The organism is uncultured Kiloniella sp., from assembly GCF_937128705.1.
GTDB lineage: Bacteria > Pseudomonadota > Alphaproteobacteria > Kiloniellales > Kiloniellaceae > Kiloniella.
The window spans coordinates 1-8875 of sequence record NZ_CAKZMP010000166.1; the positions used below are offsets into that span (position 1 = coordinate 1).

The 8875-nt window shown below is 46.2% G+C and carries 9 protein-coding genes; 1 reads left to right on the plus strand and 8 read right to left on the minus strand.

Annotated features, from left to right (window positions below; all coding sequences use genetic code 11):
- The 7 genes from Q0241_RS22570 to Q0241_RS09370 all read right to left on the minus strand — a co-directional run.
- Positions 1 to 158, minus strand: a 158-nt coding sequence (locus tag Q0241_RS22570) for an arginase family protein (protein ID WP_366941164.1), incomplete at its 3' end; no start/stop codon positions are given.
- Between the two features lie 112 nt (positions 159 to 270).
- Positions 271 to 588: a hypothetical protein gene (locus tag Q0241_RS09345; protein WP_299376503.1), complete on the minus strand. Its 318-nt coding sequence runs from the start codon at positions 586 to 588 to the stop codon at positions 271 to 273.
- A gap of 119 nt (positions 589 to 707) precedes the next feature.
- Positions 708 to 1703 carry a hypothetical protein gene (locus Q0241_RS09350; protein ID WP_299376506.1) on the minus strand — a complete coding sequence of 332 codons (996 nt, stop codon included), beginning with the start codon at positions 1701 to 1703 and terminating at the stop codon, positions 708 to 710.
- On the minus strand, positions 1697 to 2386 hold the full coding sequence (locus tag Q0241_RS09355) for a DUF1007 family protein (RefSeq protein WP_299376508.1): 690 nt from the start codon (positions 2384 to 2386) through the stop codon (positions 1697 to 1699). Before Q0241_RS09355 ends, Q0241_RS09350 begins: the two co-directional genes overlap by 7 nt.
- Before the next feature lie 151 nt (positions 2387 to 2537).
- Complete coding sequence (locus Q0241_RS09360; protein WP_299376511.1) at positions 2538 to 3680, minus strand: TRAP transporter substrate-binding protein; 1143 nt, start codon at positions 3678 to 3680, stop codon at positions 2538 to 2540.
- Between the two features lie 114 nt (positions 3681 to 3794).
- Positions 3795 to 5027 carry an organoarsenical effux MFS transporter ArsJ gene (gene arsJ, locus Q0241_RS09365; protein WP_299376513.1) on the minus strand — a complete coding sequence of 411 codons (1233 nt, stop codon included), beginning with the start codon at positions 5025 to 5027 and terminating at the stop codon, positions 3795 to 3797.
- Between the two features lie 139 nt (positions 5028 to 5166).
- Complete coding sequence (locus Q0241_RS09370; protein ID WP_366941163.1) at positions 5167 to 6195, minus strand: ArsJ-associated glyceraldehyde-3-phosphate dehydrogenase; 1029 nt, start codon at positions 6193 to 6195, stop codon at positions 5167 to 5169.
- Between the two features lie 249 nt (positions 6196 to 6444).
- Here Q0241_RS09370 and Q0241_RS09375 point away from each other — a divergent pair, with 249 nt between their 5' ends.
- Positions 6445 to 8523 (plus strand): FAD-dependent oxidoreductase, encoded by a 2079-nt coding sequence (locus Q0241_RS09375; RefSeq protein ID WP_299376515.1) that lies wholly within the window; start codon positions 6445 to 6447, stop codon positions 8521 to 8523.
- A gap of 9 nt (positions 8524 to 8532) precedes the next feature.
- Here Q0241_RS09375 and Q0241_RS09380 read toward each other — a convergent pair.
- On the minus strand, positions 8533 to 8875 hold a 343-nt coding region (locus Q0241_RS09380; protein WP_299376519.1), incomplete at its 5' end, for a hypothetical protein.

Below are 8875 nucleotides of genomic sequence, written 5' to 3' on the forward strand. Positions count from 1 at the left end.
TCATGCCCGTTTTCACAGGTAAGATTCGCCGAACCACAATGCAAAGCTTCGCGCATACGCTGTGGCCCCATGGCAGGGCCAGTCATGAAAGATGAATTGTGATCAACAGGCAGCCCCAATATAGCGAGATCGCCCGGCTTAATATTTCTCAGATCCATTACCAGCCCCAATCAATTTGTCTGTAGAACTCAATTGTTTCGGCGCCAGCTTATGCCGTTAAAGAACTGGGTCAAGCCTGAAAGAAGGAACTGTAAGGCGCAATTAAAGCCGTTATTCCTGATCATCAAAAGGATCAACAACAGTCGTTTCTCTGTACTTAACATAGCAGAACATCGTCATACTCAGGCCCATCCCCAGTAACCACGGGCTTTCAATTCCATAGCCCATCACAATCAGACCAAGAGACAAGACAGCCAGAATAAAAACGGGTCCATCTGCTCGCTCTCCGCAGAGGTTTTTCCAAAACTTGCGCTGATTTAAAAGAATAGAGTTAAAGTGCCCCGTAATGATCGACGTGCCGAGAAAGGTCAGAAAAACGAAACCAATCATGCCTGCAACAGTAAATGCCTGTTTGAATAAATCTGACATTCTAAACCTCTTGGGCACCCCTATAAGCCAAAGTCTTTTCCACTTGAACCATAGTTTAGCCTAGAATTAGTCAGATAGCGAAATTGACAACTGGAATACCCTATTCGTATGCCCCTGCTTCAGGCAAAAGGATGTTTGGGGGTCATCAGTGTGTCAACCAGAAGAAACAGGCCAATCATCACAATAACAATACCACCAAGTAGTGAAATATAGCGCCCGAAATACCCCACATGTACGCCAATTTCATCCATAATCTTCATAAGCGGAAACCGGATACCACGCGCCCCTATAGCCAGAAGCGATACGGTAATACCTGTGCCAAAAGACATTGCAAGTACGGCGGCTAAACCACCCGCCCAGTGACCAAGAACAAACGCAAGGATGAGTACCAGCAGCGCGCCCGTACAAGGTCGGATACCAACAGCAAGAATGATCGCAATCAAATCACGCCTGCTTTTTTGGGCCCCAACTGACGTTGCTTCCGGTTTGTTCTCGTCCAAAACCTTGTGCCCGCAACAACTATGATGTCCACCCGCGCCATCTACGCTATGATCATGCCCACACCCCGCATGTGCATCGCCTCTTATCCCACGCCAAATAAGAACAAGCCCAACAATTGACACCGCACCATAACTAAGTGGTTCCATCACATCTTCGATTGCGAGCGATGTGCTTCGAACACTTGTCTCTAGAAGAAAATAACACGTTCCAACGATTATGATCGCGGTTAATCCTTGAACAAAAGAAGAAGCCATAGACAACAAAACTGCGGGCAAGACCTTGGTATCAGTGGTCAGGGTATAACTTGCAATGACTGCTTTTCCATGGCCAGGTCCCAGCGCATGGAAAACACCATAGAGAAAACAAATCCAAACGAGGTGAAGAATAGAATCGAAACCGATATCATCCCCAAGAGCCCGAACGCCTTGGCCCAATAGGTCAGAAAAATTTCTTTGCTGAAGGCGAATTTCATTAAGCGTAAAATCAATTACAGACTGATCTTCGACAGAGAAAATATTAAGTAACGCAACGATTCCTGCCAATAGAAACAAGACCACAAAGATACTAAAAATTGCCGCCGTCGATTTTGTGTTTAGTCCAAATAGTTTTAACATGTCACCGTAACTGTCTTAGCAAAAATTGATCCAAGATCAGGGTTTTGGGCAACTTCTTCGTCACTAAAAACCAAATCTGAAAGCGTCGTTCCATTCTCTAAATTGTCATCAGGATGGGTAACACGATGAGTACAAGCACTCATCGTCGCAGGAAGATAAGAAACTGTATTATCTTCGATAACATCAATAGCAATAAAATAAGATGGATCATACATCTGCATCTGAATTGCCGTACCTTGGGTGATCGGTTCTTCAAGTTCCAATCGAAACCTTAATAAGAGACGGTTATTGAGCACAGCTCCATCAGCAATAATTTCTTTTTTATAAAGGGGGCTATATTTATCGTCTCTTTTAACCTTCAAAAAATAGTCCCACTCCCGCAAATTTCCGACGGCCTCTCTCGCAAAGGTTAACAACTCTGTTTTCTCAACTTCACCGCTCTGATCCTTATCCAAATCAGGCAGCAAAGAAGCCGTGTAGAGATCATCAAAAATCCACACAGGTTCCAGAGCAGAGATTTCTCCTGCATCATTTCGATGGATTATAACCGCAGCATCAACCCAAACATGCGGATGGGATTGTGCATAAGCAGGATAGAGCAAGGTAAGTAGAAGTCCTGCACAAAATACCTGCCTCCAGCCCTGCTTTATCCAGCTCAGCCCTACTCGTTTACAAGAAATCACTCTAACCTGTTCCTTTAAAGATAACCGTCACGATTTAAGTCACATAAAATTATGACGGTAAAACGGCATTAGTTATATTATAACATTTTAAAAATACAAGTTACCGAATTCACAATCACGCTCTTTCAGGAATGGCAGGATGCTCTCGCCCCTATTCCATAGCCTTAGCGCGCATTTCAAGCGCCGCAAGTTCTGATGCTTTTGCATAGTTATTTGCTTCTTTTCGATACGCGACAAAGCTATCGAAAATTTCTTTCGCCAATGAACTTGTTTGGCTGATTTCAATCAGCGTTTCTTCCGATGCTGTGTAAAGCGCCTTCATCACATCATCCGGGAAGCGACGTAATTCAACTCCCTCTTTTGCCAACAGGGGTTCGAAAGACTTCACATTTCCATAAGTAAAATCAGCATAGCTCTCATTTGCAGACGCCATAACGGCACGCTTTACAATCTCTTTCAGATCATCTGGCAAAGCATCATAAGCTTCTTTGTTAACCATTGCTTCCAATGCAGGACCAATTTCGTGGAACGCTGGCATATAATAGTAATTCGCAGCTTTATAGAGCCCGAATGCAATATCGTTCCAGGGCCCCACCCATTCCGCGGCATCAACAGTACCCGATTTCATAGCCGCAAAAATCTCACCCGGTGGCATCAAAACAACATTCACACCCAACTTCCGCATGACCTCTCCGCCCAAGCCCGCGATTCGCATCTTGATACCTTGTAAATCTTCGAGACTATTGATTTCTTTACGGAACCATCCTCCGGCTTGTGGCCCGGAAGATCCGGCGTAAAAAGGTAAAACACCAAAGGGTTCATAAGCCTTCTGCCAAAGATCTTGCCCACCTCCGAAGTAAAGCCAGCCAGTATATTCAGCAACACTCAGCCCAAAAGGGACACCCGTGAAAAAATGAAAGACCTTGTCTTTCCCCTGCCAATAATAAGGCGTTGCATGCCCCATCTCCGCAACACCATTGGACACGGCATCGAAGACTTCAAAGGGGGGAACCAACTCTCCACCAGCATAAACATCAACGCGTAAGCGGCCACCGGACATCGTCGTAATCATCTCGGCTAAACGCTGAGCATTCATCCCCACGCCAGGCGAATTGCGCGGCCAACTCATGGCCATTTTCCAAGTTATTGTATCCTGAGCCTTAACGACAGTGGGGGCGGCAAGTGTCGCGGCACCAGCGGTGACCAAAGCTCCAAGAGCTTGTCTTCTACCCAGAACCTTAGATCGTTGATCCTGATTTTTGCAGGTTTCTGTCGTCGTCTTTTTGTCGGTCATTGCGGCCCCCATAATTTATATGAAAAAACACTTTACCTTCTCTCCTATAAGACGCAATGCCCGAGAAGATCATCTCACAAAAATAACTTCGGGCCAGCTCTGAAATGAAGCCCTTTAAGCAGACGAAGATATAGAGGACTGTTCTGGTTCCAGAAAAAAGGCAGTAAGAGTTGCAACAACAAGCATTGCTGTTGATGCCAATAAACAAGCTTCAAGACCGGCATATTGAAAGATCAACCCGGAAAGCAGCGTACCCACAAGGCGGCCAATGGCATTGGCCATGTAATAGAACCCAACATTAAGAGCAACTTTGTCTGCATCAGAGCACGCAACAATCAGATAAGAATGCAGAGAAGAATTAACAGCAAAGACAAAGCCGAAGACGAGAAGCCCCACCAGAAGAAAAGTGCCAGAAAAAGGTAAATCATGCCATAGAATAGCTGCGATAACGGCAGGTAAAACCGCCAATACAATCCCCCAAAAACGTGCAGCCACAATCCCGGAACGAGGGTCTTTTACTTTTTTAGTTAATTTTGGCACCAGCGCCTGAACAATACCATAACCAATGACCCAAAGCGCCATAAACGCACCGACTTCATCAAAAGACCAGCCAAGAGTAGAATAGAGAAAAACTGGTAACCCAACCACAAACCAAACATCTCTCGCTGCAAAGAGAAAAATCCGCGCAAATGAAAGAACATTTATGGCTCTGGATTTTGAAAAGAGCTCCTTGGCACGAATTTTTTGTTTTGCCTTGCCCAAATCAACCTTCACGATCAGAGATGTCGTAACGAGAACGACAATTAAACCCAAAGCCATTGAAAGCAGAGAATCTTCAAACCCGATCCATTCCAGCAAAACACCGCCGAGGAGAAAACCAAGACCTTTGAGAGCATTTTTAGAGCCCGTTAAAATAGCGACCCATCGAAACAAAGTTCCTTTGTCTTCCCCATCATCTTTCGCCACAAGCTTCACAGCAGACTTAGAGCTCATTTTCGTCAGGTCTTTGGCAACACCTGATAACGCCTGTGCCCCCATCACATAGATGATCGAAAAGTCGATTGACCACTCGGCATGTAATTGAGAGAGCAATCCCAGCGCCACAATCTGGATAATAAGCCCCAAGAAAAGGGTTAGCCTTAGCCCAAACCGCGCCGCAATCCATCCCCCAACAAAGTTGGTTACAATCCCCATCGCTTCGTAAAGCAAAAACAGATAAGCCAAATCAAGTGGGGTAAACCCAAGACGATGGAAGTGTAACAATACCAACATGCGCAGGGCACCATCCGTCAGGGTAAAACCCCAATAGGCTGCTGTTACAGCACTGTAGCTACGTAAATCAGACATTGAATCTACCCGTCAATTTTAATCCCGGTCAGCTCTAATTATAGTTGTTTAACTTAATTTTTGCTCAAGGCGTGAAGAGTGAAATGTAGGTATTTCTACATGAACGATGCAACAACCCACAAGATACCGGGAGAAAGAGTTAAGTTAAGCAACTAGAGTGAAGATCACGACTGATCATGGACAGTAAATCAGACATACGATTTACATATCCCCATTCGTTATCATACCAGGCATAAATCTTCAGATGACGCTTATCCACAACCATGGTGCTTGGGCCATCGATGATTACCGAGCGAGGGTCATTGACAAAATCGGTAGAGACAAGTGGCCGGCTTTCAAACCCGAGAATATCCTTCAGCTCACCATCTGCAGCTAACTGAAAAAGCTGATTAACCTCTTCCGCTGTTGTATCCCGCGCCAGCTCAAAGACACAATCGGTCAAAGAAGCATTTAACAGGGGTACCCTTACTGCGTGACCGTTTAATTTCCCTTTTAATTCCGGGTAGATCATCGTAATCGCGGTTGCAGAACCCGTCGTCGTCGGGATCAAAGAATTAAGCCCTGATCGGGCGCGGCGTAAATCCTTGTGCGGCGCATCAACCATGACCTGTGTATTGGTAACATCGTGAATGGTTGTAATGGAACCACGTTCAATACCCAAAGCTTCGTGGATTACCTTAATAACAGGGGCAATACAGTTCGTTGTACAGGATGCAGCAGTTAAGATGTCATCCTTGGCCGGGTCATAAAGATCTTCATTAACGCCATAGACCAAATTAGGAACCCCTTCTGACTTAACAGGCGCAGCCACCAGAACCTTTTTCACCCCCTCATCAAGATAAGGGGTCAGGGCTTCTCTGCTTTTGAACTTGCCCGAACATTCAAGAACCACATCCACACCACGATCGGCCCAACCGACATGGGATATGTTTTTTTCTTCAGAAAAACTCACAGCCTGCCCTTCGATGATGATGGTATCCCCCTCAACATCAATAGCTTTATCCCACCGGCCATGGACGGTATCAAATTCCAGCAAGTGGGCCGCGCACTCTACGCCCCCACTGATTTCATTGATATGAACAATGTCGATGCCCTCCATGTCCCACGCCGCCCGCAGCACAAGTTTTCCCATACGGCCAAAGCCATTAATGCCCACACGTACTGCCACAGTTTTGATCCTTCTATTCTTGATATTCGTCCTGTAAAAACACTATTTCGAAAATATTCGAAATATCGAGTAACGCAAATGAATTTTTCATGACGGCTCTGATAAAAGTCGCAATTAAATTCCTATTAGCGGAATGAAAGCATCATAAATAAATCTTGTTGGCCTCACCCTCTTGCTTCTGACATCATCACTGTAATGAGCTTAAAGAAACAAGCCACAAGTACGTCAGCAGATATCCGGAAACCTAACATGCCCTCCTCTAACGCCCGCTATTCTCGGTATGATATCCTTTTCGAGCCAATAAAAATTGGCCCCGTTACCATGAAAAATCGATTTTATCAGGTGCCACATTGTAATGGGATGGGGTATGCTCGCCCGCAAAGTCTTGCTGCCATGCGTGGTATCAAGGCCGAGGGTGGTTGGGGGGCCGTCTGTACAGAAGAAGTTGAAATTCATCCTTCATCAGAGATCTCTCCCTCAATCGAAGGGCGGCTTTGGGATAAATCTGACATTCCCGCCCACAGATTAATGACCTCTGCGGTCCACGAACATGACGCACTCGCGGGAATTGAGCTTGTTCACAACGGATTCCACGCTCCCAATAGGACATCTCGGCTGCCCCCTATGGCTCCATCTCCAATACCTGTTGATTCCTACGACCCAGTTCATGCGCGTGCTATGGATTTAACGGACATCAAGAATTTCCGAAAATGGCATCGTCAGGCAGCGTTAAACGCGCGCGAAGCAGGTTACGACATTATCTATGTCTATGCTGGCCATTGTATGACCACCCTTATGCATTTTATGTTGGAACGCTTTAATCACCGAAGTGACAACTACGGAGGCACCATCAAGAACCGCGTACGCCTAACCCGTGAAGTTATCTCTGAGGTGAAAGATGCCGTTGGCGATCAATGTGCCATCGCCTTTCGTTTTGCCGTCGATGAACTTATGGGCAAAGGCGGTATGACCTCTGAAGGGGAAGCGCAAGAAGTTGTCGGACTTCTCGCCGAACTTCCAGATCTTTGGGATGTTAATATCAGTGGTTGGTCACATGATTCGTCAACCGCGCGTTTCGAACCGATCGAAGGTTATCAGGAAAAATACACATCTTTTGTGAAGTCACTAACCACTAAACCCGTTGTTGGCGTGGGGAGATTCACTTCACCAGATGCCATGGTTTCCCAAATCAAACGCGGCGTCCTCGACCTCATTGGGGCTGCACGCCCCTCAATCGCCGATCCTTTCTTACCAAACAAAATAGCCCAGGGACGCATTGATGAAATACGCGAATGCATCGGATGCAATATCTGTGTTAGCGGTGATAATCTCAGCGTCCCAATTCGTTGTACTCAAAACCCCACAATGGGTGAAGAATGGCGCCGTAAGTGGCATCCGGAAAAAATCGCACCCAAGGCATCAGACAGTTCTGTACTTGTTGTTGGTGCGGGTCCATCAGGGCTTGAAGCAGCCTTGCAACTTGCCAACAGAGGTTATCAGGTCACCTTGGCAGAGGCAGGAAAAGATCTTGGTGGGCGAGCCACAAAAGAAAGCCAGCTCCCAGGTCTATCCAGCTATGCCCGAGTTCGGGACTATCGTGTAAATCTTCTCACTCAAATGGCGAATGTTGAAATTTACAAAGACAGCCCACTTGATGAAGATGCCATACTGGACTTTGGATTTCCTCACGTCTTGCTGGCGACGGGGTCTCATTGGCGACGAGACGGCACCGGACGGTATCATCAGCACCCTATTCCGGGGCTGGACACCATTCCGAGCTTTACCCCCGATGATATAATGGACGGAGAGATCCCCACAGGACATATTGTCATATTTGATGATGATCACTATTACATGGGCGGCGTGCTCGCCGAAAAACTTATCAACGCCGGACACAAGGTAACCTTGGTTACACCAGCAGCAAAGGTATCGGCATGGAGTGAATACACGCTTGAACAAGAAAAGATACAGGCAAAGCTTATCAATCTTGGCGTAGAACTCATCACAAATCAGGCCATATCACATGTGACTGAGAGCAAGATTGAGCTATCCTGTACCTACACAGGAAAAACCAAAAACATCCAAGGTGATAGCTTATTGTTAATAACCGCGAGGTATGCCAATGACGCTTTATTCCATCAGCTGGAAAGCGACCCTGACAAGTTGAACAAAGCTGGAATCAAAACCTTGGAAGTCATAGGAGATGCCTATTCTCCCGGCTCTTTGGCATCCGCAGTTTACTACGGTCATCTTGCTGCGAGATGCCTAGAGGGCGAAAGCTGGGATGCTGCTCTGTTTGGCGGGGAAAGACCTGGCCTGATTTCCTAAACCCGAATTTCAAGCACACATCAGCATATCTGGTTGGCTCGTCTTACCGACCGATGTCTTTATTGGCTCGAATGCATAACTTGTAGAGTTGACCGTAAAGATCTCATTGATTTTGCCTGCGAGTATATAAGCACGTTGCTCAGATACCCCCTCAACAATAATGGAAATAGTTTGTGTATCGTCTGGGGTCGCATCAGCTTTCACATTGCTTGGCGTCGCCCCAATCAATGCAAAGTATTCCAATACGCGCAACAGTGTATTGGGCTCACTCATCGCAACGACATCAAACTCAACCCGCGTGTTTATATTTGTCGTTTCTTGTGTGGTTTTTGGCACAAAATTCATCCCGATT